Source organism: Wenjunlia vitaminophila DSM 41686 (assembly GCF_000380165.1).
Classification (GTDB): Bacteria; Actinomycetota; Actinomycetes; order Streptomycetales; family Streptomycetaceae; genus Wenjunlia; species Wenjunlia vitaminophila.
Genome location: NZ_KB904635.1, coordinates 162,839 through 187,558 on the forward strand (window position 1 = coordinate 162,839; position 24,720 = coordinate 187,558).

At 71.8% G+C, this 24,720-nt stretch carries 24 protein-coding genes; 13 read left to right on the forward strand and 11 right to left on the reverse strand.

Annotated elements, in window-relative coordinates:
- The first annotated feature begins 118 nt into the window (after nucleotides 1–118).
- Together trhA and A3IG_RS0102040 are read left to right on the forward strand one after the other, a co-directional pair.
- Nucleotides 119–862, forward strand: coding sequence for a PAQR family membrane homeostasis protein TrhA (gene trhA / locus A3IG_RS0102035; protein ID WP_018381880.1), 744 nt, complete (start codon nucleotides 119–121; stop codon nucleotides 860–862).
- A gap of 519 nt (nucleotides 863–1,381) precedes the next feature.
- Entirely contained in the window at nucleotides 1,382–1,990 is a 609-nt protein-coding gene (locus A3IG_RS0102040; protein WP_018381881.1) for an acyl-CoA-like ligand-binding transcription factor, read from the forward strand.
- Between the two features lie 41 nt (nucleotides 1,991–2,031).
- On the opposite strand, the gene A3IG_RS0102045 is transcribed toward A3IG_RS0102040, so the two are convergent.
- Nucleotides 2,032–4,074: a thioredoxin domain-containing protein gene (locus tag A3IG_RS0102045; RefSeq protein ID WP_018381882.1), complete on the reverse strand. Its 2,043-nt coding sequence runs from the start codon at nucleotides 4,072–4,074 to the stop codon at nucleotides 2,032–2,034.
- Nucleotides 4,075–4,213: 139 nt separating this feature from the next.
- Between A3IG_RS0102045 and A3IG_RS0102050 the strand changes: the two genes are divergently transcribed.
- Entirely contained in the window at nucleotides 4,214–4,423 is a 210-nt protein-coding gene (locus A3IG_RS0102050) for a hypothetical protein (protein WP_018381883.1), read from the forward strand.
- Between the two features lie 417 nt (nucleotides 4,424–4,840).
- Nucleotides 4,841–5,911 (forward strand): HalD/BesD family halogenase, encoded by a 1,071-nt coding sequence (locus tag A3IG_RS0102055; protein WP_018381884.1) that lies wholly within the window; start codon nucleotides 4,841–4,843, stop codon nucleotides 5,909–5,911.
- Nucleotides 5,912–5,977: 66 nt separating this feature from the next.
- Here the strand turns inward: A3IG_RS0102055 and A3IG_RS0102060 are convergent, their stop codons facing one another.
- Nucleotides 5,978–6,982, reverse strand: coding sequence for a helix-turn-helix domain-containing protein (locus A3IG_RS0102060; protein ID WP_018381885.1), 1,005 nt, complete (start codon nucleotides 6,980–6,982; stop codon nucleotides 5,978–5,980).
- A 118-nt stretch (nucleotides 6,983–7,100) separates the two neighbouring features.
- Here A3IG_RS0102060 and A3IG_RS34040 point away from each other — a divergent pair, with 118 nt between their 5' ends.
- On the forward strand, nucleotides 7,101–7,403 hold the full coding sequence (locus A3IG_RS34040; protein WP_157862351.1) for a hypothetical protein: 303 nt from the start codon (nucleotides 7,101–7,103) through the stop codon (nucleotides 7,401–7,403).
- Nucleotides 7,404–7,619: 216 nt separating this feature from the next.
- Nucleotides 7,620–11,207 (forward strand): tetratricopeptide repeat protein, encoded by a 3,588-nt coding sequence (locus A3IG_RS28255; protein ID WP_244885031.1) that lies wholly within the window; start codon nucleotides 7,620–7,622, stop codon nucleotides 11,205–11,207.
- Between the two features lie 159 nt (nucleotides 11,208–11,366).
- On the opposite strand, the gene A3IG_RS0102075 is transcribed toward A3IG_RS28255, so the two are convergent.
- The gene (locus A3IG_RS0102075) at nucleotides 11,367–11,615 is read right to left on the reverse strand and encodes a hypothetical protein (protein WP_407701002.1); all 249 of its coding nucleotides are present in this window, start codon (nucleotides 11,613–11,615) and stop codon (nucleotides 11,367–11,369) included.
- An 82-nt stretch (nucleotides 11,616–11,697) separates the two neighbouring features.
- Nucleotides 11,698–12,564, reverse strand: a complete 867-nt coding sequence (gene mca / locus A3IG_RS0102080; RefSeq protein ID WP_026219807.1) for a mycothiol conjugate amidase Mca — start codon at nucleotides 12,562–12,564, stop codon at nucleotides 11,698–11,700.
- Nucleotides 12,565–12,704: 140 nt separating this feature from the next.
- On the opposite strand from mca, the gene A3IG_RS0102085 reads away from it, so the two are divergent.
- Nucleotides 12,705–13,109 (forward strand): DUF4307 domain-containing protein, encoded by a 405-nt coding sequence (locus A3IG_RS0102085; RefSeq protein ID WP_018381890.1) that lies wholly within the window; start codon nucleotides 12,705–12,707, stop codon nucleotides 13,107–13,109.
- A gap of 168 nt (nucleotides 13,110–13,277) precedes the next feature.
- Nucleotides 13,278–13,775, forward strand: coding sequence for a transcription elongation factor GreA (gene greA / locus A3IG_RS0102090; protein ID WP_018381891.1), 498 nt, complete (start codon nucleotides 13,278–13,280; stop codon nucleotides 13,773–13,775).
- A gap of 73 nt (nucleotides 13,776–13,848) precedes the next feature.
- On the opposite strand, the gene A3IG_RS0102095 is transcribed toward greA, so the two are convergent.
- The 3 genes from A3IG_RS0102095 to ilvA all read right to left on the reverse strand — a co-directional run bounded on the left by A3IG_RS0102095 (nucleotide 13,849) and on the right by ilvA (nucleotide 17,349).
- The gene (locus A3IG_RS0102095) at nucleotides 13,849–14,715 is read right to left on the reverse strand and encodes an ABC transporter permease (RefSeq protein ID WP_018381892.1); all 867 of its coding nucleotides are present in this window, start codon (nucleotides 14,713–14,715) and stop codon (nucleotides 13,849–13,851) included.
- On the reverse strand, nucleotides 14,715–15,728 hold the full coding sequence (locus A3IG_RS0102100) for a daunorubicin resistance protein DrrA family ABC transporter ATP-binding protein (RefSeq protein ID WP_018381893.1): 1,014 nt from the start codon (nucleotides 15,726–15,728) through the stop codon (nucleotides 14,715–14,717). The genes A3IG_RS0102095 and A3IG_RS0102100 overlap by 1 nt, the downstream gene beginning before the upstream one ends.
- A gap of 412 nt (nucleotides 15,729–16,140) precedes the next feature.
- Nucleotides 16,141–17,349 (reverse strand): threonine ammonia-lyase, encoded by a 1,209-nt coding sequence (gene ilvA / locus A3IG_RS0102105; protein WP_018381894.1) that lies wholly within the window; start codon nucleotides 17,347–17,349, stop codon nucleotides 16,141–16,143.
- A gap of 119 nt (nucleotides 17,350–17,468) precedes the next feature.
- Between ilvA and A3IG_RS0102110 the strand changes: the two genes are divergently transcribed.
- The 3 genes from A3IG_RS0102110 to A3IG_RS0102120 all read left to right on the forward strand — a co-directional run bounded on the left by A3IG_RS0102110 (nucleotide 17,469) and on the right by A3IG_RS0102120 (nucleotide 18,905).
- On the forward strand, nucleotides 17,469–17,996 hold the full coding sequence (locus A3IG_RS0102110) for a MarR family winged helix-turn-helix transcriptional regulator (RefSeq protein WP_018381895.1): 528 nt from the start codon (nucleotides 17,469–17,471) through the stop codon (nucleotides 17,994–17,996).
- A gap of 126 nt (nucleotides 17,997–18,122) precedes the next feature.
- Complete coding sequence (locus tag A3IG_RS0102115; protein ID WP_018381896.1) at nucleotides 18,123–18,617, forward strand: SigE family RNA polymerase sigma factor; 495 nt, start codon at nucleotides 18,123–18,125, stop codon at nucleotides 18,615–18,617.
- A gap of 3 nt (nucleotides 18,618–18,620) precedes the next feature.
- Nucleotides 18,621–18,905, forward strand: coding sequence for a hypothetical protein (locus A3IG_RS0102120; RefSeq protein ID WP_018381897.1), 285 nt, complete (start codon nucleotides 18,621–18,623; stop codon nucleotides 18,903–18,905).
- Between the two features lie 113 nt (nucleotides 18,906–19,018).
- Here the strand turns inward: A3IG_RS0102120 and A3IG_RS0102125 are convergent, their stop codons facing one another.
- Nucleotides 19,019–20,176, reverse strand: coding sequence for a cystathionine gamma-synthase (locus tag A3IG_RS0102125; protein ID WP_018381898.1), 1,158 nt, complete (start codon nucleotides 20,174–20,176; stop codon nucleotides 19,019–19,021).
- A 153-nt stretch (nucleotides 20,177–20,329) separates the two neighbouring features.
- On the opposite strand from A3IG_RS0102125, the gene msrA reads away from it, so the two are divergent.
- Entirely contained in the window at nucleotides 20,330–20,989 is a 660-nt protein-coding gene (msrA, locus tag A3IG_RS0102130) for a peptide-methionine (S)-S-oxide reductase MsrA (RefSeq protein ID WP_018381899.1), read from the forward strand.
- Between the two features lie 177 nt (nucleotides 20,990–21,166).
- Here the strand turns inward: msrA and A3IG_RS34045 are convergent, their stop codons facing one another.
- The 3 genes from A3IG_RS34045 to A3IG_RS0102145 form a co-directional block, all read right to left on the reverse strand.
- Nucleotides 21,167–21,457 carry an NUDIX domain-containing protein gene (locus A3IG_RS34045; protein ID WP_322887979.1) on the reverse strand — a complete coding sequence of 97 codons (291 nt, stop codon included), beginning with the start codon at nucleotides 21,455–21,457 and terminating at the stop codon, nucleotides 21,167–21,169.
- A 169-nt stretch (nucleotides 21,458–21,626) separates the two neighbouring features.
- A complete protein-coding gene (locus A3IG_RS0102140) occupies nucleotides 21,627–22,361 on the reverse strand; it encodes a tyrosine-protein phosphatase (protein WP_018381901.1) in 735 nt (244 codons plus the stop codon).
- A 119-nt stretch (nucleotides 22,362–22,480) separates the two neighbouring features.
- Nucleotides 22,481–23,785 (reverse strand): helix-turn-helix domain-containing protein, encoded by a 1,305-nt coding sequence (locus A3IG_RS0102145; RefSeq protein WP_265736644.1) that lies wholly within the window; start codon nucleotides 23,783–23,785, stop codon nucleotides 22,481–22,483.
- 178 nt (nucleotides 23,786–23,963) lie between these two features.
- On the opposite strand from A3IG_RS0102145, the gene A3IG_RS32235 reads away from it, so the two are divergent.
- Nucleotides 23,964–24,719 (forward strand): ATP-binding protein, encoded by a 756-nt coding sequence (locus A3IG_RS32235; RefSeq protein WP_157862350.1) that lies wholly within the window; start codon nucleotides 23,964–23,966, stop codon nucleotides 24,717–24,719.
- The last annotated feature ends 1 nt before the right edge of the window (nucleotide 24,720 follow it).

Here is a 24,720-nt window from a genome sequence, read left to right on the forward strand (position 1 = left end):
CGGACGGGGGAACGCGCCGGTCGACGTCCGCCGTCCACCGCGGCCCGGCGGGCACGAGGAGGAGCGCTCACCCCAATGACCGAGCAGGTGTCCGAGGCGGCGTAGTTAAAGTTTCCCTATGACAGCCGAGGAGACCTCGCCCGACGCACCGGCTGCGTCGGACGCCCCCACCGCCCCCACCACCGGAACGATCCCGGGGCCCGCGCCGGTCCAGGCCACGTTGGCCGTGACCAAGCCCAAGCTGCGCGGCTGGCTGCACGCCGGCATGTTCCCCGCGTCGGTCGTCGCCGGAAGCGTCCTGATCGCCCTGGCGGAATCCACCCGGGCCCGCGCCGCCTGCTCCGTCTACGCGGTGACCGCCTGCCTGCTGTTCGGCGTCAGCGCCCTGTACCACCGGGGGCGCTGGGGGCCGCGGGGCAACGCCATACTGCGCCGACTCGACCACGCCAACATCTTCCTGATCATCGCGGGCACCTACACCCCGCTGACCATCCTGCTGATGCCCAACGGCCGCGGGAAGCTGCTGCTGTGGCTGGTGTGGATGGGAGCACTGGCCGGCATCGCCTTCCGGGTGCTGTGGGTCGGCGCGCCCCGCTGGCTCTACACCCCGTGCTACATCGCACTGGGCTGGGCCGCGGTGTTCTTCCTGCCCGACTTCCTGCGGACCGGTGGCATCACCGTCCTGGTGCTCGTGGTCGTCGGCGGGCTGCTCTACAGCGCCGGCGGGGTCATCTACGGCATCAAGCGACCGAACCCGTCACCTCGGTGGTTCGGCTTCCACGAGGTGTTCCACTCCTTCACCCTGGCGGCGTTCATCACCCACTATGTGGGCATCTCCCTGGTGGCCTACTCGCAAGCGTGACCAACTCCGCGCCGACTGCCCGAAGCCGCCGTGCCAGTGGGCCACCCAGCGGTCGCCCCCCAAGCGGTGACAGCGCGGGCAGTCGCCGGCTACCAGGGCCGTGCGCACCGCCCGGTGCGTGGCCCTGGAGGGCGAGGACGCGTAACCGGCTGCCACGGCGGTCCCGACGAGCATCAGGCCCAGTACGGCCGGACCCCCACCGAGGAGGTAGCCGACCGCGAGCAACCCCGCGCCCACACCGGCCCCAAGACGGAGATTCGCTTTCATACCATCCCCCTTCGTCCGACTGCCGTCCGCCAACTCCAGTTTCCGTCACTCATGGCATACCGCTGCCAAACCCACAGTGACAGACCCCACCGACAATCCTGCTCGAACACCCGTCGTAGTTACGCCAAATCCGGCAGGCACCCGTCCCGCGCCGCGGGTGGACGGCGGTGCGCCCCGACGACGCCTCTCGCCGCTCCCCTCCCTGCAGAACCCGTTCCTCCCCGTCCCCGGGGTGCCCACGGAGGAGTCCCCATGACCGCGCCCACCCCCTCCCGCACGGGCTCCGGCCTGCGGGAGCGCAAGAAGACCAGGACTCGGCTGGCCATCCGCCGGGAGGCCTACCGGCTCTTCCAGGAACAGGGTTTCGAGGCCACCACCGTGGAACAGGTCTGCGCCGCCGCGGAGGTCTCCCTCAGCACCTTCTTCCGCTACTTCCCCTCCAAGGAGGACGTCGTCCTCACCGCCGAGTACGACGTCCTGATCAAGGACGCGCTGCGGGCCAGACCCCCCGACGAGCCGGTCATCGAGTCCGTCCGCACGGTGACCCGGGCGTTGTTCGGTGCGTACCTCGAGCGCTACGACACCGAGGCCCGCGTCCGCACCCGGCTGTTCCGCGAGGTCCCGGCGCTGCGGTTCCGGATGGCCCAGTGCCTGGAGGAGTCGCTGGCGATGCTCCGCGAGATCATGGCGGAACGCACCGGGCTCCCGGAGACCAGTCTGGAGGTCCGGGTGGTCTGCGGGGCGCTGCTCGCCGCCGTCAACGAGGCGTGCTTCGGCTGGCCCGAGGACGGGACGAGCACCCAGCTCCTGGACGACATCGACCGCGCGCTCGACGTGCTCGCCCGGGGCCTGGCCCCGTGATCCGGCCGGCCCCGCCACCGGTCGCGGCGGACCGGCGTCCCTCAGTGGCTCAGCCGCTCGGTCAGCGCCCGCGGGTCCACCGTGGGCAGGTCGCAGGTGAAGTTCCGGCACACGTAGGCCGCTGGACGGCCGTTGAGCAGGGTGCGGTCGAGTAGTACCGGCGCGGCGTCCTCGGCGCCCGGCTCGCCCACCGCGACCACCGCTCCGGGGGCCGTTCCGGCCAGCGCGGCGCGGTGCAGGGCGAGGGTGGCCGGATCGCCCGCGGGGCCCACCACCGCGATCTCGCGCGGTCCGTCCTGCCACGCCTCGGCCACGGCCAGGCCCCAGCCGACGAACCTCGGTGCCCTGTCGGCCAGCAGCCGCACCACCCCGAGGGCCCGTTCCGCGGCCTGCCGGTGCCGGGCCGAGCCGGTGAGGGCCGCGTAGCTGAGCAGGGCGCCCGCCGCGGCCGTCCAGCCGGAGGGGGTGGCGTTGTCGGTGGGGTCCTGGGGGCGGCGGATCAACGGTTCGGCGTCGTCGGCCGTGTCGAACAGGGTGCCGTCCGGGGCTGCGAACCGGTCCAGCACGGTGTCCAACAGCAGTCCGGCGAAGGTCAGCCAGGCGGTGTCCCCGGTGACCGCGTGCAGGGTCAGGAACCCCTCGGCCACGTCGCCGTAGTCCTCGAGCACCCCGGCGCTCTCCCCGGCCCGCCCGTCCCTTGAGGTCCGCACCAGACGGACCGGCTCGGGCCGTCCCGCCGCGTCCATCCCGGCTCCCAGGTGCACGCTGACCAGCAGGTCGGCGGCTGCCACTGCGCACGCCGTCAGGTCGGGCCGGTCGAACAGCGCACCGGCCTCCGCCAGCGCCGCGATGGCCAGCCCGTTCCAGGCGGCCACCACCTTGTCGTCGCGGGCCGGGCGTTCCCGCCTGCCCCGGGCCTCGAGCAGCGCCGCCCGCGTCCGGGGGTCGGGGTCCCCCTCCGCCAGCGTCAGCACCGAGGTTCCGGGTTCGAAGGTGCCCCGCTCGGTGACCCCGTACCGCTCGGCCGCCCACGCGCCCTCCTGCGGACCCAGCGCCTCGGCCAACTGCTTCCTGGTCCACACGTAGTAGGCGCCCTCCGAGGGGTGCCCCTTGGCATCCGGGCTGTCCGCGTCGAGCGCCGAGGCGAACCCGCCGTGGTCCGTGCGCAGCTCCCGGACCATGAAGTCAGCGGTCTCCAACGCGACCCGGCGGGCGAGGCCCGATCCGGTGGCCCGCCACAGGTGGGTGTACACCCGCAGCAGCAACGCGTTGTCATAGAGCATCTTTTCGAAGTGTGGCACGCGCCACTCGGCGTCCACCGAGTACCGGGCGAACCCCCCTCCGAGCTGGTCGTAGATGCCTCCCCTGGCCATCGCGGCACAGGTGCGCTCCACCATCTCCAACGCGGCCGGGGCACCGGTGCGCGCATGGTGCCGCAACAGGAACTCCAGCACCATCGACGGCGGGAACTTGGGCTCCGTGCCGAAACCGCCGTGGGTCCCGTCGAACTCCCGGGTCAGCGTGAGCAGCGCGGTGTGCAGGTCGTCCGGGCCCGGCACGGGTGTCCCCTGGTCATACGCGAGGGCGCGCCCGGCGAGGGTGGACACCACCTGTTCCGCCATCTCGGCGATCTCGTCCCTGCGGTACTGCCAGGCGGTGGCCACGCCCTCGATGACGTGCCGGAACGACGGCAGCCCACTGCGCGGCGCCGGCGGGAAGTAGGTGCCGAAGTAGAACGGCTCGCCGCCGGGCATCAGGAACACGGTCATCGGCCACCCGCCCTGCCCGGTGGCGGCCTGCACCGCCTCCATGTAGACCGCGTCCACATCGGGCCGTTCCTCGCGGTCCACCTTCACCGACACGAAGTGCTCGTTCAGGTAGGCGGCGATCGTCTCGTCCTCGAACGACTCGTGCGCCATCACGTGGCACCAGTGGCAGGCCGCGTACCCGACGCTCAGGAAAACCGGTACCCCGCGCCGCTCGGCCTCCGCGAACGCCTCCGCGGACCAGGGCCACCAGTCGACCGGGTTGTCGGCGTGTTGCAGCAGGTAGGGGGAGGTTGCTTGGGCCAGTCGGTTGGACATCACCCCATCCTGTCAGTCTCCTGCCGTGCAGGAGACTGACAGCCCGCAAGGATGACAGAACTCGCTCGAACGACGAAAGTTTATGGCCACGGGGGTCGGACGGATGCATGAACATATTTGCGTACAGGAGGCTCCACCGATGTCCACCAAGCTCGTCAAGCGTGTGGCTGTCACCTTCGCTGCTGCCATCGCCGTGGGCGCCGGACTCTCCACTGCCGCCCAGGCCGCGACCACACCCACCTCGCCCAACGGCAACGGCTGGGACAGCGTCGTCGCCGCCAACGGCTGGGACAGCATGAACGGCAACGGCTGGGACAGCCTCAGCACCAACGGCAACGGCTGGGACTGACTCCTCACCCCTCATCCGCGCAGGTCACCGGGCGGCGTGCAGGCATGGCGTGTGCGCCGCACCTTTGACGTGCCTCTTGACACGGCGCCGCGGACGACAGCCTCCACCCTGTCGGCGCCGGGCAGATCCGAGTCCCGATCGACACCCCACCGAGCAGCTTCCCCGCGCTCAGCGTCAGCGCTCCGCCGCTTCCCCCGCATGTGCTGCGGGCACTGACGCAACGCCCGCTCGAGATCCTCCGTAGCGGAGGTTCCTACGACCCGACACCCAACGTGGCCGTGGCCGGCGGAAAGAGTGCAGGGGGCCGCAGGGCAACCGTGTGTGTCACGGCAGGACCCTGCGCCCAGGAGCGGGGCCGGCGTGCCACCCGCCGGCCCCGCTCCTGCCATTTGCTCAAGCGAAGGAGAGTCCCCCTCCATGCTGACCGAGCCGCACTTCTTCCCGGGCGAGGCGCCGCCCGGCTACTCGTACCTGGAAGACGAGCCCGAGTTCGACCCGCGGACCGACCTTCAGCTCGAGCCTCCACAGGAGCTGACCAACCTGCGTGACCTGGGGTACGACACGGGGTTCGAGATCGACTTCCCCTCCCCCCTCGCGGTCACCTCAGCGCTGCGGGTGCTGTCCGACACCGGGGTGGAGAAGACCCGCAAGGTCATCAAACGGCTGTTGCCACACGCGGTGCACAGCCCCGACCCCCGCGTCGCCCCGGTGCTGCACGGCGCGGTGTACCGTTCCCGCTTCCTGCGCGACCTGTCGCTCTCCCCCGAGGTGGCGGCGTTCTTCAGTGAGATCGCCGGGACCGACCTGGTGCCCACGGCCCTGCCGTTCAACCTGGCGCAGATCAACTACGTCCACCCCCAACCGGAGCAGGCCATCGAGGGCTGGCACCACGACGACACCGGCCTGTCCATGCTGCTCGTGGTCCACGACCCCAGCCACCTGGACGGGGGCCGCTTCCAGTACTTCCACGGCACCCGGCAGGAGGCGGCCGGGTACGCCCGCAACCGCCTGTGCCTGCCCGCCGACCGGGTGGTCTCCCCGGTGCTGCCGGGTCCCGGGTACGCGGTGCTGATGCAGGGCTCCGCCCTGGTCCACCGGGACGAGCCGCTGTGGACACCGGGCGAGCGGTACACCCTGGGTTCCTGCTACGACAGCCCGGACCCGGAGCACACCGCCCCCAACCGCACCTACTTCCCCGACGAGACCGACACCGACCACCTCTTCGACCCGGAGACGCAGGTGGAGAGGCTGTGCCGGTACGTGGACTTCGCCAGGCACAAGGCGTGGCGGGCGCGCGGGAGGCTGGACGCGTTCCTGCGCGAGGTGCCCTGGACCGACGACCGGGAGCTGATCGTCCGACAGCTCACCGAGGCGGTCAGGGAGGTCGTCGAGGCGGTCAACCTGCTGCGCGGCGACGAGACCGGAACGGCGCAGGTCACTCAGCTCCGGGCACCCGAGGAGAGCCGGGGGAAGCGAAGGATGGCCTGAATGGGGTCTGTCAGGGCACCGTCCCCCTCCACCCGAGCTGCCCGACGCCCGTCGGTCACCGCCGCGTTAGTCGAGGTCGATCCACCCCTTGGAGGCAGCGAGCGCACCCGCCTGGAAGCGACTGCGCGCACCGAGGCGTTCCATCAGGGCCGCGGCAACCCGGCGCATGGTCCGCACGGACACGCCCAGCTTCCGGGCGACCAGCTCATCCGTCAGCCCCTGGGCCAACAGGCGCAGCATCTCCCGTTCCTGGCTGCTCGGCTCCTCCGCGGTGCCCTTGGCCCGGTGCCGGCGCTGGTCGCCGAGCGGTACCGCGTTCATCCACACGTGCTCGAAGAGCGCCGTGAGCGCGGTGATCATGCCGGGCCCGTGGATCAGCACGCCCCCGGCCCGGCTGTCGTCCATGTCGATCGGCACGATGCCGAGCTTCCGGTCGTAGACGATCATGCGCATGGGCAGTGCCGGGACGGTGCGGATCTCGCCGCCGAGCTCGGTCAACCAGCGGACGTAACTCAACGTCCGGGGGTCGTTGCGCACGCTGTCCAGGTAGACGTAACGGAGCCGCACACCACGCTGGAGCATGTGCTCGTCGTGCGGGCTGCTGGCGTCCAGGCTGTCCTGCGACTGACCGCCACCGGGTTGGAAGTTGAGCACCTCGCTGCCCACCGTGGGCGCGAGCTCGCCGATCCGCTCGCGGACCGCCGCCACCCCGATGAGCTGCTCCACCTCGGCGTACTGCCAGCCGGGCCTGAGCTTGGTGTACTCCGCCATCAGCGCCGCCGCCGCGGCCCGCGCCTCCTCGATGCGGTTGCGCTGGGCCACCAACTCCGCTTCCTGACGGGCGAGCACGGCTTCGAGCCCGGCCTCCGGGCTCACCGCCCGCCACTGGTCCGGGGTGGTCAGCGAGGGGCGCAGCAACGCGGCCCGTGCCAGCTCGTCGAAGGCCGAGCGCACGTCCTCGGGTGTGATCGACAGGCGCCCTGCGAGGTCGGACACGCCGAGACTCGGGTCGGAGAGCATCACGCGGTACACCGCCTCCGCCCGGTCGCTTATCCCGAACACGTGCAGCACTTAGGCCTCCTGAACCTCATGCCGGACGACTCCGAGGTCTTGGCATCGTAGGCTCCCCGCTCGTCCGCTGCCCAGTACGCATTCGGTCCTAAGACTCCGCCATCTCACATTCCGGGAGATGACCTCCATGTACGCCTTTACCGCCCGATTCCACTCATACGATGGAGCGGAGGCGGCTCCGGACATCGCCCATCATGTGCAGTCAACCGCGGCTCCACACAATGGTCTTGAGCATATCTACACGGAAGCAACCCCTTTCGGGGTCTATGCGGTTCTGTTCATGCATGCGAACGGCGCCGAGGCCGCGGAGGACGCGGCCGTCGAGGTCTGCCGGGGGGCCTTGCAGCGGGCGGAGTTGAGGGGATGGAACTTCACCTGGCAGGGACCGGAACGGGCACTCAACGCCGGCGCGTCCTGGTGAGTGGGTAGCCCGTCCCCCGCGTCGCGCGGCGGCGGCACCGACCGCGTCCAGCGGGCGCGGGCCGCACCGGACGCGAGCTGCCCAGGACACGGAGGAGGCCAGATGTCCGGGCGGCGGCAGGGTGGTGAGCACCCGGGTCCCGAGAACCAGTGGCGCGACACCGGGACGGACCAGGGCACAACGAATGGCGCGGCGGACGGGACGCGCCCCGTGGCGTTGACCGATCATGCTGCGAAGCAGCAGGTCAGCGGCGAGGAGGCCGCCCGGGGGGCCGCGGTGGGCGGCGTCCCGCGAGAGGGGCCCGACGGGGGCCGGGGGACCGAACGGGGCGGTGGCGCTCCGTTCGCCCGGCCCGAGGACCTCCACGCGTTCCGACGACTGGTGGAGCGGGCCACCAACGACCCCGCCGCGCGCCGGCACGCCCACGCCGCCGCGGAGAGGGTCGCCACGGGGACCCGCGCCGAGTACGCCGCCTATCTGCGCTCGGTGGCCGAGGGGCGTGCGCTCGGGCGGTTCCCGGCCAGGACCGCGAGCGTGGCCGGGGCCGGTTTCGGCGCCGTGGGGCTGACCGTGGAGCTGGCGTCCGGGGCCGGTCCTGCGATGGCGGTCGGCATGGGGGCGCTGGTGTCGGTGGCCGCCGTCGGCGGCGCGTTGCTGCACCAGCCGCGCCACGTCCGCCGCGCTGCGGCGGAGCGCACGGCGCGGGAGCGGCGACGGATCTGGCTCGCCGCGATGGAGCGCACCCTCAAGGAGCAGTTCAGCGAGGGTCAAGCGCTGTTCGAGACCCCGCCGCATGCTGAGACGCCGGACACCACCGCCGGCCAGGACCACTCCGGCCCCTCGGCCGCGCCCCACGACACCGCCGACCCCGAGGCGTTGCCCGAGGCCGGGGCCGCGTCACGGCTCCACAGCCCACCGGCGCGCGGGGGTGACCCCCGGGTGGGGCCCCACGCCACCGTGACCGGTGGACGTCCGTCGAGCACCGGAGGACCCGAGCCAGCATCCGAACACCCGAACGGCATGTCGCCTTCGGGTGACGTCGCTCCCGAGGGCGGTGCGGCCCACGGGACAGGCACCCCCGAGGAGGTGCCCGGCGGTCCCTCCGGGGAAGGGGCGCCCGACGCCCCTCCGGCGTCGTCCCGCCGGTTGCCCCTCCCCCGCCGTGACCGCACCCCCACCTCGGCCTCCCTCCACCTCCCCGTCCGCCGGGGCCCGTTCCTCGGCCGGGACTCCGCCCTCGCACGCGTCAGCGGCTGGGCCCGGCCGGACGGTGCCCCCGGAGGACTGCCGTCACCGTGCGTCGTGGTGCTGCACGGCCCTCCCGGTGCCGGCCGGACCGCTCTCGCGGTGGCCGCCGCGGAGCTGCTGGGCGAGCGGTACCACAGCCGCTGCCTGGTCAGCCTGCGGGGCGGGGGCGCCGAAGCGGGGGACGACGCCGCTGCTCCGCTGTCCACCCGCGACGCGCTGCTACGGCTGCTGAACCAGCTCGGGGCGCCCAAGCAGGACCTGCTCTTCCGCGATCCCGCCTCCCGGGACACCCATGTGCGGCGGCTCCGTCAGCAGTACCAGGAGCACCTGACCCACCAGCCCGCGGTACTGATCCTCGACGACGCGGCGGACGCGGCCCAGGTACGGCCGCTGGTCCCGGTCCGCTCCCCGAGCCTGGTGCTGATCACCAGCCGGGAGCCACTCGACCTCGGTGACCAGTTCACCACCCACCGACTGGCCGTGGGCGCCCTCACGGACGCCGAGGCCGAGGAGCTGTTCGCCGCCGTCGCGGGTCGGGAGCCGGGTTCGGCCGGGGACCGGGCGCTGCTGCGGGCCGCACAGGGCCTGCCGCTCGCACTGTGCATGGCGGGTGCCGCGGTGGCCCGGGGAGCAGGAGCCGGTGACCCGTTCGGGGGCCCCGAGGACCCGCAGGCCGTGCTGCGGTACGGCTACCTCACTCTGGAGCCGGTCGCCCAGCAGCTCTTCCGCCGGTTGGCCCTGATCGGCTCGGGCACCCTCGGAGCGGCCGCGGCCGCCGCGCTGCTCGACCCGGACGATTCCCCGGCCGCGGGCGGCAAGGCCACGCAGCGGGCGGCGGCCACCCACCTGGACGCGCTGTGTCGGGCCCGGATGGTGGAGGAGGTGTCGGGCGGCCGGTTCCGGCTGCCCGACATGCTCCGTGCCTTCGCCCTTCGGCAACTGGCCGAGGAGGACTCCGCGCAGCAGCGCTCCGCCGCCCAGGAACGGCTGGTCAGGGACTACGCGGAACTGGCGGAGCGGGTCATCCACCGGGTGGAGGGCGCGTCGTCCGCCCGCACGGTGCGCTCGATGCTGCGTTCCGCCCCGGGCGCCTCGCGGGTGCCCTTCCGGCGGGGCGACGAGGGGCTGCCCGCGGCGTTGAACTGGCTCGACGAGGAGAGCGGTCTGATCACCGCCGCGTTGCGGCAGGCCGACGACGTGGACCCGGCAGCGGTGCAACGGCTGGTCGAGGCGCTGTGCGACTACTGCCTGCTGCGCGGGGACCTGTACCGGTTGGGGGAGATCGCCGAGCTGGCCCGGGGGCTGGGTGAGCCGGTGGTCCGCTCGGTGCGGCTGCGCACCGGGATCGCCGCCCGGCAGCTCGGGCAGCTCGACCGGGCGAGGACCACGCTCAGCTCCCTGGTGAGCGTGTACCGGGAGGGGCACAACGAGGCAGGAGCCGCCCGGGCGCTGTGCAGCCTCGGCATCACCCTGCACCACCGGGGCAACCTCCCGGAGGCCACCGCCAAGCTGCGTGAGGCCCTGGAGCTCCAGCAGCCGGAGGACCAGCGCGGCGACCGGGCCTGGACCCTGCACGCGCTGGGAGCGGTGTTGCGCGACCGGGGGGAGCTGGACGAGGCGTGGCGGCTGCTGCACGAGGCGCAGCGGCTGCACGAGGAGACGGAGAGCCTGCACGGGCAGGCGTGGACCTGCCTGCAACTCGGCCAGGTGCACCTGCGGATCGGCGAGGTGGCCGAGGCGGAGGAGCAGCTCTGGCTGAGCCAGGAGCTGTACCGCATGACCCGGGACGCCCGCGGCGAGGCGTGGGCGCTGACCCAGCTCGGCCGGGCCCGGCTGCTGCGCGGTGAGGCCGAGCGGGCGGTGCTCGAGCTGAACGGGGCCAGGACGCGGCACAGGGAACAGGAGGACGCCCGTGGCGAGGCGTGGACCCTCTACTACCTGGGGCAGGCGCTCGAGGACGCGGGGCGGCTCGACCGCGCGGAGGACGCGCTGAGTCGGGCCCGGCACATGTTCAGCACGATGGGCGACCGGTACGGGCACGCCTGTGCCCGGCACCACTTCGGGCGGGTCACCAGGGACCGTCTCGCCGGACGGTCGGGGTCGTTGCGGAACACCGGCTTCGCCCGCCAGTTGCTGCACGAGGCCCGGCAGGACTTCCGGGCAGTGGGACTGCCCCACGGTGAGGCGTGGTCGTGCGTGGAGCTCGCGGTGGTCGACGCGGGGTGCGGCCGGATCTCCCGGGCGGTGGACGTGCTCCAGGACGCCCGCGAGCTCTTCGACGGGCTGCGGGACGGCAGGGGTGCCTCCTGGGCGACGTTCCTGCTCTGCACGCTGGCCCCGCTGACGTCGGACGACGGGCTGCGCACGGCCCACGAGACGCTGGCGGGACTACTCGAGGCCCCCGGCTGTCACCCGACGGTGCGGGAGCACGCCCGCCGCTGGATGGACGGGCCCTGGCTGGAGACCCACGGTGACGGGCCCTGGCCGGTGTGGCGCCTGGGCCTGACCCCCTCCCGCGGCGCGCGCGACGTCATGGGCACGCCGATCAGGGGGTGAGCGCCGCCCTGCCGGCTGCCGCTCGCTGTCCGGCACGGGTCAGGTCGGCTGCTGGATGGACTTTGCCCAGGGCCAGGGCCTCGGCCTGGAATCCGGAATCTGGACGAGGGGGTGCCGTCCGGCCGGTGGAAGGGAGAGAGGACGGGAGGTGCCCGCCGCTCAGGCCGGCTTGGCGGAGCCGCTCTGGGTGCCGGGCGTCCGCTCCGTTCCGCGTTCCTCCCCCGGCTCGGGCTCCTCAGTGAAGTTGACCTTGCCGAACTGCTTGTTCATGTTCTTCAGCAGGAACCACAGCGCCACGCCCATGGCGGCGACCACCAGGAAGCCCAGCACACCGGGCGTGACCTTGTTCTTGTCCAGTTGCTCGGCGAGTGGGACGAGGTTGGCCATCGAGGCATTCATGCCTCCCATTCTCCACTCCCCCGGGCCGGCCCCCCGGCCAGCCCCTCCGGACGGCCGGTGGGGCCCCGGGGAGCCCCACCGCCGACGGCGCTCAGCGAACCCCGGCGAACAGGTCGTCCTCCGGCAGTGTGGTGTCCACCAGTGACTTGGCCAGCTCGAAGTCCTCCGTGGGCCACACCTCCTGCTGCACCTCGATCGGGATGCGGAACCACGGACCGTCCGGGTCGATCTGGGTGGCGTGGGCGATCAGGGCCTTGTCCCGCACCGGGAAGTACTCCCCGCACGGCACCCGGGTGGTCAGGGTGCGCTCGGGGTAGTCGCTCTCGTCCCAACGCTTGAGCCAGTCACCGTAGGGGGACTCCAGGCCCAGGTCCAGCATCGCCTGGTGCATGGTCTCGATCCTGGGCCGGTTGAAGCCCTGGTTGTAGTACAGCTTCAGTGGCTGCCACGGCTCGCCGGTGCCCGGGTACCGGGCCGGGTCGCCGGCCGCCTCGAACGCCACCATGCTGATCTTGTGGGTCATGATGTGGTCGGGGTGCGGGTACCCGCCGTTCTCGTCGTACGTGGTGATCACGTGCGGCCGGAACTCCCGGATCAGCTTCACCAGCGCACCGGCCGCCTCGTCCACGTCGCACAGCGCGAAGCACCCCTCGGGCAGCGGGGGCAGCGGGTCGCCCTCCGGGAGCCCGGAGTCGACGAAGCCGAGCCACGCCTGCCGCACCCCGAGGATCTCCCGGGCCTCGGCCATCTCCTTGGCCCGCACCTCGTGCATGTTCTCTTCGATGTACGTGTCACCCTGGAGCTTGGGGTTGAGGATGGATCCCCGCTCACCGCCGGTGCACGTGGCCACCAGCACGTCCACGCCTTCGGCCACGTACTTGGCCATGGCCGCCGCACCCTTGCTCGACTCGTCGTCAGGATGGGCGTGCACCGCCATCAGTCGCAACTGCTCAGTCAACGCATGATCCTTAGAATCAGTGCCTTCCGACCCGAGCCACCTGGGCCGAAGACGTGAAACAACGCCTTCTATAGTGACGGACAACGGGGCGCGTTTAGTCCCACCGATGGACCCCCGATCGGACCTCGAAGGGAACGAGGATGAGTGCGACCCTCAGCGGACCGCCGGCAGGGCGGTACGGGCGCACCACCGCGGAGTCATCGGTGCGGCGGTTGCGCCGGGTGGGCATGGTGCTCGCGGTCGCCGGCGTCGCCGTGATCGGCTGGTTCGGCTGGGCATATGTCGACAAGCAGGACATCTCCGGGCAACTCGTTCGATTCAAGGTGGTCTCCGACAGCCGGGTCGAGGTGCACCTGGAGGTCCACAAGCCCAAGGACCAGGACGGCGTGTGCACGCTGCGGTCCCGCGGCGAGGACGGCGCCGAGGTGGGCCTGAAGGACGTCCGGATCGCCGAGCGGTCCGAGGTCGTGAACACGGTGGTGGAGCTGAGGACGACGGCCAGGGCCACTACCGCCGAGCTCGTGCGCTGTCAACCAGCCGACTGAGACTTTGCCGAGGGTTAATCTGCTCCCGTTCGGGAGAGGGAATTGTTAGGCTCGTGGTTTCGCCCGTCCTCGAGGCACTGTCCCGAGGTGGGCGTTCGTTTATCCACAGCGGCCTGCCGCACAACACCGAAGCACAGCCATTCCGTGTCATTGATCCGAGGAGCACCTGTGACCCAGACCAGCGACAACGTCACCTGGCTCACCCAGGAGGCGTACGACCAGCTCAAGGCCGAGCTGGACCAACTGTCGGGGCCTGGCCGCATTGCGATCGCCACCAAGATTGAGGAAGCCCGACAGGAGGGCGACCTCAAGGAGAACGCGGGCTACCACGCGGCCAAGGAGGAACAGGGCAAGCAGGAGGCCCGTATCCGGCAGCTCACGCAGTTGCTCGAGCACGCGAAGGTGGGCGTGGCCCCCGCCGACACCGGCGTGGTGGCCCCCGGAATGGTCGTCACGATCGCCTTCGACGGCGACCCGGACGACACCATCACCTTCCTGCTCGGATCGCGTGAGTACGTGACGTCCGACCTGGAGATCTACTCCCCGCAGTCCCCGCTGGGCTCGGCGGTCCTCGGCAAGAAGGTCGGGGAGGACGCCGAGTACGAACTGCCGAACGGCGGTACCGCCTCGGTGCAGGTGCTCGAGGTCAAGCCCTACCAGGGCTGACCGGACCGCGGCCCGGCCCCGTCGCTGGGGGCCGGGCCGCGGCTTTGCCCCGTCGGTCCGCCGGGCGGGCGGCTCAGACGGTGGCCGAACGGTACTTGCGCACCGCCAGGGTGCGGAAGACCACAGTGATCAACAGTGACCACAGCAGCGAGGCCAGCACCGGGTGCTGCATCGGCCAGGCGTCGGACGCCACCGGCTGGAACTGGTTCCCGAACAGCTCCCTGGAAGCCTGCACGGTGGTGCTGAAGGGGTTCCAGTCGGCGATGTGCCGCACCACGGTCGGCATGTTGTTGGTCGGCACGAACGCGTTGGACATGAACGTCAGCGGGAACAGCCAGACCAGGCCGGCAGAGGTGGCCGCCTCCGGGGTGCGCACGGACAGGCCGATCAGCGCGCCGATCCAGGAGAAGCCGTAGCCGAGCAGGAGCAGCAGCCCGAAGGCGGCGAGGGCCTTCGGCAGGCCCTCGTGAATCCGCCAGCCGACCACCAGCGCGCACCCCATCAGCACCAGCACGGTCACCGCGCTCTGCACCAGGTCGGCCAGGGTGCGTCCGGTGAGCACCGCGCCCCGGGCCATCGGCAGCGCCCGGAACCTGTCGATCAGGCCCTTGTGCATGTCGTCGGCGATCCCCGCGCTCGCGCCCGCCGTGGCGAAGGTCACGGTCTGGGCGAAGACACCGGCCATCATGAACTCGCGGTAGGCGCTCCGGTCGGCTGCCGCCGCGCCGGGGATGCTGATCGCCCCACCGAAGACGTAGGCGAACAACAGGACGAACATCACCGGTTGGATGATGCCGAAGATCACCACTTCGGGAATCCTGAGCATCCGGACGAGATTGCGCCTGGCCACCACCAACGAGTCCCGCACGGACCGGGCCAGAGCCCCCCTGGCCTGTCCGTCACCACCCGCGACCTGCGGTTTCGTCATCGTCGCCGTCATCACCCGCGCTCCTTCTTCCCCTTGCCCCCGGCGGCGCCACGGGGCTCCGCCTCGTCCTGCGCTTCGCTCTTCTCCTCGGCGACGTGCCCGGTCAGGGACAGGAACACGTCATCGAGGGTGGGGCGGCGCAGGCCGATGTCGTCGATCTCGACCCCCCGGCCGTCGAGCTCCCGGATCACCTCGGCGAGCAGCTTGGCGCCGCCGCTGACCGGCACAGTGATCTTCCTGGTGTGCTGGTCCACGGTGCTCTCGCCCTTGCTGAACCCGTGCAGCACCTCGGTCGCGGTACCCAGCAGGTCGCGGTCGTGCACCACCACCTCGACCCGCTCGCCGCCGGTCTGCGCCTTGAGCTGGTCGGCGGTGCCCCGAGCGATCACCCGGCCGTGGTCCACCACGGCGATGTCATGGGCGAGCCGGTCGGCTTCCTCCAGGTACTGCGTGGTCAGCAGCAGAGTGGTACCGCCGGCCACCAGGCTCTCGATGACCTCCCACAGCAGCATCCGGTTCCGGGGGTCGAGACCGGTGGTCGGCTCGTCCATGAACATCACCGGTGGTTTCACCACCAGGGCGGCGGCCAGGTCGAGCCGGCGGCGCATCCCGCCGGAGTAGGTCTTGGTCGGGCGGTCGCCGGCGTCCGCGAGGTCGAACTGCTCGAGCAGCTCGACGGCCCTGGCCCGCGCCGCGCGGGAGCTCATCTGGTACAGCTCGCCCACCATCTGGAGGTTCTCCCGGCCGGTGAGGTACTCGTCCACGGCGGCGAACTGTCCGGAGAGCCCGATGTTGTGGCGGACGGCGTCGGGTTCCGCGACCACGTCGTGGCCGGCGACGACCGCTCGCCCGGCGTCCGGCCGCAAGAGGGTGGTGAGCACGCGGACGGTGGTGGTCTTGCCCGCGCCGTTGGGCCCCAGGAGCCCGAGGACGCTGCCCTCGGGCACGTCCAGGTCCACCCCGTCCAGAGCCCTCACCTCGCCGAAGGTCTTGACCAGACCCTCGGCGTATATGGCACCCGGCATTTTACGTCTCCCGCTGGTCTTGTCATGGGTGCTGGATGGGACCCGCGCCGGACGTTCGCCGCACGGGGCCCGCAGTCGATTGGTGTCCCCGATCGTCTCTGCCCGCGTCCCGCGGACCCACGACCTGCCTCCGACAGGCACGGCGCGAGCCAGCAGAACACCGAGGGCAACACGATACATCGTGTTTGCCCAAAGGCGATATGTCGCAGGGTCGTCGACACATGGGGTCCGTCCCGGCTCGTTCCGCGCCTGCCCCCGCCGGCCCGACGCGGGCCGCGTCCCAGCATGCCGAAGACCACTGACAACCCGGGCCCGACGCACCTACCGGCGCCCACCGCCGGGCGACCGAAGAAACGTTCCCGCAAGCCGTCACCCAGGGGCGGCAACCGGTCGGGACCCGTCGGGCCGACCTCTACAACACCGTGTAGCCGGCCTCCCGCAGCGCCATGACCACCGACGAGCAGTGGTCGGCGCCCTCCGTCTCCAGGTGCACCTCCACCTCCGCCTCGGTCACCTTCAACCGGGCGTCGGTACGCATGTGGCCCACGTCGAGGACGTTGGCCTGCGCCCGGGAGAGCACCGACAACAGGGTCGCCAGTGCCCCCGGCCGGTCCGACAGGCGCAGTCGCAGCGACAGGTATCGGCCCGCCGCGGCCATGCCGTGCCGCAGCACCCGCTGCATCAGCAGCGGATCGACGTTGCCGCCGGAGAGGACCGCCACCACGGGACCCGGAAACGCCTCGGGGTCGCTCAGCAACGCCGCGACCGGACTGGCCCCGGCCGGCTCGACCACCAGCTTGGCCCGTTCCAGGCACAGCAGCAGAGCGCTGGAAAGCGCGTCCTCGCTGACAGTACGGACCTCGTCCACCAGTGCGCCAATGATTTTGAAGGGCACGTCCCCGGGACGGCCCACCTTGATCCCGTCGGCCATGGTGGAGACCGAGTCCAGCGCCACCGGACGGCCCGCCACCAGCGACGGCGGGTAGGCGGCGGCGCCCTCCGCCTGCACCCCGATCACCCTCACGTCCGGACGGAGCGTCTTGACCGCGACCGCGATCCCCGCGGCGAGCCCACCACCGCCCACCCCGACCACGATGGTGCGCACCTCCGGACACTGCTCCAGGACCTCCAGGCCGACGGTGCCCTGGCCGGCCACCACGTGCGGATGGTCAAAAGGGTGTATGAACACCGCCCCGGTCTCCTCGGCGTGCTCCCGGGCCGCCCGCAACGTCTCGTCCACCACCTGCCCGTGCAACCGCACCTCGGCACCGTAGTCACGGGTCGCCGCGATCTTGGGCAGCGGCGCCCCCACCGGCATGAACACGGTGGAGCGCACGCCCAGCAGCGACGCGGCCAGGGCCACCCCCTGGGCGTGGTTGCCCGCGCTGGCCGCCACCACCCCGGCCGCCCGTTCCTCCGGATCGAGCCCGGCGATCCGCACATAGGCCCCGCGCAGCTTGAACGAGCCGGTCCGTTGCAGGTTCTCGCACTTCAACTGCACCGGCGCGCCGACCAGCGAGGACAGGTGGCGACTGCCCTCCATGGCGGTCATCCGAGCCACCCCGGCGAGCGTCTTCTGCGCGTCCTGGACGTCCTCCAGGGTGATGGCGAACTCAGTCATGCGTACAGTCTCACCCACGCTGCGCCCGGCGCCGCGTTGGAACCGCCCACCAGGGCAGGAGCCACCGCTAGGCTGTGCGCCAACGCCGATCCGACCGACAGAACGCGAGCATTTCGGCCATGCCCACTCCAGACACGGTCATCCGGGACTCGGCGGCGGACCCCGCTGACGAACCCAGCCTGTACGACCGCCTCCAGCACCAGGTGGCGCTGTTCGCCCGTCGCGCGGAGCAGACCCGCCTCGGTGGCGTGGGGAAGGCGCGCAACTCCATGGACCGCGCCGCGTACCTGCTGTTGAACCGGCTCGACCTCCAGGGTCCGATGGGCGTGAAGGCACTCGCCGAGAGCATGGGCATCGACTCCTCGACGGTGACCCGCCAGGTGGCTCCGCTGGTGGAGTCCGGCCTGGTCGAACGGGCCTCGCACCCGGAGGACGGGCGGGCCGTGGTCCTGGAGTTGACCACCCGTGGGCTGCAACGGCTCGAGGAGGTGCGCCAGTCACGGCGGCAGTTGATGACCCTGGTCACCCAGGACTGGACGGAGCACGAGCGCGAGGTGTTCTGCGACTTGCTCTGCCGGTTCAACGACGCGCTCACCAAGCACCACGCCACGTTCCACCAGCGCACCGGTGATCGGGACGAACCGTGAGCGAACCGTGTCGGCCCGGAGCTTGACCTCTCGGACGGCATGCCGTCCCATGGCCCTACAGGGCTGATCGGCGTCGCGCGCCGGTCGGGCACCTCAGCCGGCGGCGAAGCATGAAGGGGGCGTGCGTTGCGCGGCGACAAGGAGGCGGCACGTGTTCGCCGCGCCCACGAGTTCGAGGCCTTCGCCGGAGGCGCGGCGGGCCGGCTCCTGCATGTCGCCACCCTGCTGACCTGTGACGACGCCAAGGCCGCGGATCGACTCCTGTGTCACGCGCTGGCCCGCACCTACCTGCGCTGGGACCGGCTGCGCGGCGAGGACCCCTACGCCTACGCCCGCCAGGAACTGGTCACCAGCTATGCCCGGCGTGCGGGTGTGGGCTGGCTGCACCCCCGCCGCAGGGAGGAGACCGGCCGGCTGGCCGGGCTCACCCCCCAGGAGCGGGTGATCGTGGTGCTGCGGCTGTTCGAAGGCGTCGAGGACGAGCAGGTGGCGGCGCTCCTCGGGATCGCGCCTGACCGGGTGACCGCGCTGTGCACCCGGGCCTGCGTCCTCCTGCGGGGCGGGGCCCAGGCCCCGGCCGCGTCGTTCGCCGGCCGCGCCGCACCGGCCAGCGGGAGGTGAGTGATGAGCCGTTGCACGGTTGACGACTGGACGTCGTCGGCGCCTGACCGCAAGCACGAGCAGGTCCGGTGGATACTCGAGAGCCCCTACCCACCGGTCCCGGCCGACCTGACGGCCCGGGCCGCGAGCCAGGGCCGCCGGATGCTCCACCGCCGACTGCTGCTGCGCCGGCTGCTGCTGGTGACCGCGACGCTGGCGGTGGTGGCGCTGGTGGTGCTCGCGGTCGTCACCTGGCCCGGGGACACCCCGTCCGGGCCCCCGGCCACCCCGCCGCCGGTGAGCGGCTGAGCCCACGCGCCCGGGGGCGACCGCCCCGCCCGGGCCGCTGGTCCCCGGGCCGCTGCTCCCCGGGCCGGCCGGGGGAGCGGTCGCGCCCCCGGCCGGCCCGGACCGTGTCGCGCCTACCCCAGCGCCCGCTTCAGGTCCGCGATCAGGTCGTCCGCCGACTCGATGCCCACCGAGAGCCGCACCAGGTCCGCCGGCACCTCCAGCGCCGACCCGGCCGCCGAGGCGTGGGTCATCCGGCCCGGGTGCTCGATCAGCGACTCCACCCCGCCCAGGGACTCACCGAGAGTGAACAGCTCCGCCCGGTTGCAGACCTCCACCGCGGCCTCCATGCCGCCGGCTGCCCGGAACGACACCATCCCGCCGAACGCCCGCATCTGCTTGGCGGCCACGTCGTGCCCGGGGTGGTCCGGCAGCCCCGGGTAGTACACCTGCGCGACCCTGGGGTGACCGGCGAGGAACTCCGCGACGGCGGTGGCGTTCTGGCAGTGCCGGTCCATCCTGACGCCCAGGGTCTTGGCCCCGCGCAGCACCAGCCACGCGTCGAACGGCCCGGCGACCGCTCCCATCGCGTTCTGGTGGAAGGCGAGCTCGTCGCCGAGGGCCTCGTCGCTGGTGACCAGGGCGCCTCCGACCACGTCGGAGTGGCCGCCCATGTACTTCGTCGTCGAGTGCACCACCACGTCCGCGCCCAGGGTCAGCGGCTGTTGGAGGTAGGGGCTGGCGAAGGTGTTGTCCACCACCAGACGCGTCCCCTTCTCCCGCGCCACCTCGGCGAGCGCCGCGATGTCGGCGATGCCGAGCAGGGGGTTGGACGGCGTCTCCACCCAGATCAGCTTGGTGGTGTCCCGCACCGCTGCCCGCACCGACGCCGGGTCCGTGGTGTCGGCGACTCCCCACTCCACGCCCCAGCGTTCCATCACCTTGCTGAACAGGCGGAAGGTCCCGCCGTAGGCGTCGTTGGGGATCACGACGTGGTCACCCGGCGCGCAGACCGTCCGCAACAGACAGTCCTCCGCGGCGAGACCCGAGGCGAAGGCGAGTGCCCGACGCCCCGCCTCCAGGGCGGCCAGGTTCTCCTCGAGTGCGGACCGAGTGGGATTCGCGGAACGGCTGTACTCATAGCCGTTGCGCAGGCCCCCAACACCGTCCTGCTTGTAGGTGGACACCTGGTAGATCGGCGGCACCACGGCCCCGGTCAGCGGATCCGCCTGGTTCCCGGCGTGGATGGCCAGCGTCTCGAACGAGTAGCTGCTGAGGTGGTCGTGACTCATGAACCGAGCCTAGCCCCCGCCCGTCCCCCGGACGGCCGAACGTTTCCGGCCTCCTCCCCGGGACGGCGGAAGCATCCACCCCCAGTCGAGCGTTCCCCCCATAGCCAGTGCTCTCATGACACCGTCCGTACCTTTTGACCGCGGGAGCCCAGAATGCTCTTCAACCGCTTCAAGTCACACCTCCCGAGCAAGGAGGAGGCCCTGCCGGGCCGCACGGAGCGCCCCTACCGGGTCCCGGAGCGCCACGCCGTGCTCGGCACCCCGCTCCTCGGGCCCTATCCCGAGGGCCTGGAGGTCGCCGACTTCGGCCTCGGCTGCTTCTGGGGCGCCGAGCGGGCGTTCTGGAAGGTCCCCGGCGTCTGGACCACCCTCGTCGGCTACCAGGGCGGTCACACCCCGCACCCCACCTACGAGGAGGTGTGCAGCGGCATGACCGGCCACACGGAGGCCGTCCGGGTGGTGTTCGACCCGGCGAAGGTCAGCTACGAGCAGCTCCTGAAGGTGTTCTGGGAGACCCACGACCCCACCCAGGGCTTCCGCCAGGGCCACGACGTCGGCACCCAGTACCGTTCGGCGGTCTACACCCACTCCCCCGCCCAGCAGGAGACCGCGACGGCATCCCGGGACCTGTTCCAGTCGGTCCTCACCGACGCCGGATACCGCGAGATCACCACCGAGATCCTCCCCGCCGGCCCCTTCCACCCGGCTGAGGACTATCACCAGCAGTACTTGGAGAAGAACCCGGGCGGCTACTGCGGCCTGGGCGGCACCGGGATGTCCTGCCCGGTGGGGATCGCCTCCACCGACTCCTGAACGGGGTCCGCCCACCACCCGGACCTCGCGTGCCGGCCGCCGGGGCGGCGCGCGGGGACGAAACGCCGGCACGACACGCCGTTCCTGCGCCGGCACGCCGGAACGGCCCGGGCCGCCGTCAGCGAACGGCCGGCGCGGCCCCGTGGCGCCAGTCGTCCACGCGCTTGCGCAGCGCGTTCACCATCGGGAGGGCGTCCAGTTCCTCCGGGCGGAACCAGCGCACCTCGTGCGGCTCGTTCGACGCGGCCGGAGTGCCGCTGACCGGCCGGGCGAGCAGGCAGGCAGGCAGGCGGAGAACTCCTGCCGAACCTCGCCGTCGTCGTGGGCGAACGCGTGCGTGGGGTCGCTGTAGGTGCCGACGACGCCGGTGATCTCGACGGTGAGGCCCGTCCCCTCCCTCGTCTCCCGGATCGCGCGGTCAGCCAGCGACCCTCCCAGCTCCGTGGCGCCGCCGGGGAGCGCCCACATGCCGTTGTCCGCTGCTGGTGGCGCCTCGCCACCGGTGCCTGTGCCCGGGGTGCGCCGTGGTGAGAGCGCTGCGCGGGGCGTGGCTCTGGCTTCGGCTGCGACGCGTGGGGGGTACTGGGCACCCGCCGAACGTCCGTCGAGTCGCGGTCGGCAGGACCAGCGGAAGCCGTCACCCGCGGGCCGTGGCCCCGGCCTCGGGAGCCGGTTCGAGGAGGTTGCGGCGGAGCGCGGCGACCAGGTCGTCGTCGACGTCAAGCAGGTCGGCGCAGTAGGCGCGCACGGAACCGTGTCGCTCGGTCAGGGCGGAGAGGAACAGGCGCATCACGTCGGGGGGCGCTTGGCCGAACCCGGGCCAGGCGGGCTCCTGCCCCGCGTGGTCGGCCCGCCAGTCGGCGAGGAGGCGCTCGGTGGCGAGCCCGGTCAACGCGAAGTCCTCGACGATGTCGGTCTCGGAGACGCCCAGCAGCGACAGGACCAGCGCGGCCAGCAGGCCGGTGCGGTCCTTCCCCGACGCGCAGTGGAACACGACACCGCCGTCCTCCGTGGCGGCGATCACCCGCAGGGCCTGGCGCAGCTCCTCGACGCCGTCGTGGGCGACCTCCATGTACCGCTCGGCGAGGAAGGCACCCGTCTCCGCCTCCGGACCGAGCCGTGCCTGGTCGTAGGGGCGGTGCTCGATGCTGAGGTTGTGGTAGGCGAACGACGGGTCCTCCGGGACGCGGCCCTTGGCCTCGATCTCCCAGGGGTACCGCAGGTCGATCACGGTGCTGATCCCGAGCGCGAGGAACCGTTCCCAGTCCTGTCCCCGCGCCTTGCTCAGCGAGTCGGAGCGGAACAACCTCCCCCAACGCACCGCGTGGCCGTCCCCGGTCGGGTAACCGCCCAGGTCACGGAAGTTGTGCAACTGTCCAAAAGGTATGTGTCTCAGCACAGTGGTGCACGCTAGACGTGATCGACCTCAAACACCATGGCGAACGTCACCTGTTCCGATCGTGACGGGCCCGGCCGGCACAAGCACCGGTGTCAGGCCGGGTTGGACTCCTCCCACAGTTCGCAGCAGTCGGCCCACGACTCGTCCGCGGTGGTGGGGCGCAGGACGCCTTCGTACTCGTCCAGCAGTGCCCGCACCTCCGGGACGTCCCGGTACTCGTCCAGCCTGTGCAGCACCACCCGGAAGCGGGCGGCGGTGCGCTCCGACGGGACGTCCGCGCCGAGCTCGAGCATCCGGGCGGCGACGCTCGCTGCCTTCTCCGGCTCGTTGGCGTCGGCGTAGGCGATGGCCAACCACGACAGGTACAGGGCCAGCTCCCGGGCGTGGGTGGCGTCGTACCGGGTGAGCACCTCGCTGAGGATCGGCACGGCCCGCAGCGGGCGGCGCAGCTCGGTGTAGGCCCGGGCCTCCATGATCTGGAGCTCCTTGTGGTCCATCCAGTACAGGTACTCGGGCTCCTCGTCGCCCGGCTCGCACCGGGCCATGGCCTCGGCGGCCTGTCCCAGTGCGAACAGCGCCGGCTGCGTCTCCTTCGCCTGCACGTGTGCCCAGGCCAGGCGGTCCCAGTAGAGCGCGGCCGCCTTCGGCGGCGCCGTGCCGCAGGAGTGCTCCACGGCAGCCCTGGCCATCGCCACCCCTTCTCTGGGGTCGCCGACATTGGTCACCTGATAGGCGAGCGACCCGAGAACGTTACCCACCAATGTGGGGTCCGCGGCACCGCGTGCCGCGGAAAGACCAACGTGGTATATCCGTGCCGCCTCGGCGTGTTTTCCCGCGTCCGACGCTATCCATCCGGTGATCTGCGCGAGTTCCCCGATGACGGTCAGGAGCCGCCGGCCCACCCATTCCGTGTAACACCCGTCCCGGTAGAGCCGGACCGCCGAGTTCAGTTCCCGGTAGGCGGGGCGCAACAGGTCCCCGCCCGCCAGGACGTCGTCGGCGAGCCGTAGCCCGTGGGCCCGGCGGGCGAGGTGCTCGACGGTCTCCATGCCCACGCGGCGCCCGACGCGGCTGAGCGGGACGACCTGGGGCGGGTCCTCGAGCGGGAGCTCGGCGAGCCCGTTGACCTGCGCGTCGTCCTCGCACCTCGTGGTTCGTCTGACCGGAAAGGCGGCCCGTTTCAGCTCGCCGAGCGGTACGTTGAGCGCGTCGGCGATGAACGGCAGCCAGGTGTCCGGAGTGCGGGCGCCGCGCTCCCACCTGCTGACCTCGTTGCGGGTCAGTGACTGCGTCCCGGACAGCCTGCACAGCTCGTCGGCGAGGTCGCGCTGACTCATGTGGGCGTCGAGCCGAAGACGCGCGAGAAACTGCCCGAACTTCTTTCTTTTCTCACTCACTACTGGCCCCCCCGTTGGCCTGGAAGTCCATTCTGGCCCCCCTCATGGCCCCCTGTCTGGCTCCTGTGCAGAACCGATACACACCGGCACCATCGGTAATCGGCAGACTGCTAGGCGTGGCAAATCCAACGGGGTTGATCACATGTACGTACGGGGGACGAACGAGGAGACCGGGCCGGTGCGGCCCCTGACGGAGCACCGCGGGAGCGCGCAGCCCCGCCCCGGAGGGCGGCCACCAGAAAGGGACGCTCCGTGGTACCGGGGGGACCACTTCCCCCTCGGTTCGCCGAACACGCCGCGGAACGCCCGGCTCCTGGTGGGTGCGGCCCTCGCCGACTGGCGGCTGCTGCCCCTGCTGGACGACGCGGTGTACTGCGTCAACGAGCTGGTGATCAACGCGGTGCAGCACGCGGTCGGCCCGGCGTCGGCCAGGCCGCGGGACCGGACGGTGACCGTGGCGGCGCGCTACCGACGCCCCTGGGAAGTGGTCCTGGAGGTCGGGGACGACGATCCCCGGTTCCCCGGGGAGTCCGAGCCGATGGCGGACGACGACGAGTTGGCGCAGTGCGGACGGGGGTTATCCATCGTGCGAACCCTCGCCGACGAGCTGGGATGGACGCGTACCGCGGCCGGCGGGAAGCTGGTCATCGTCCGGTTCGCCGCGAACCGCCGCACGGGGGACGGGCCCGGTATAGCGGGCGACCTGCCCACACCGGTCGCCGTCTGCGCCCGGTGCGCCCGGAGGGCGTGCTGGGGCTGCGGCGACGTGCCGGACCTGGCGCCGCCGCCGGAGTACCCTTCGGCCCGGTCGGCGCACGTCGCCACGGCGAGGAGCGGCCACCACGGTGTGGTGCTCGAGCTGCACGGGACCCGGCGCGAGCACGAGCGCGCCCGGGAGGCTGGCACCGGGTGCACCGACGGGCGGCGTCGGTAAT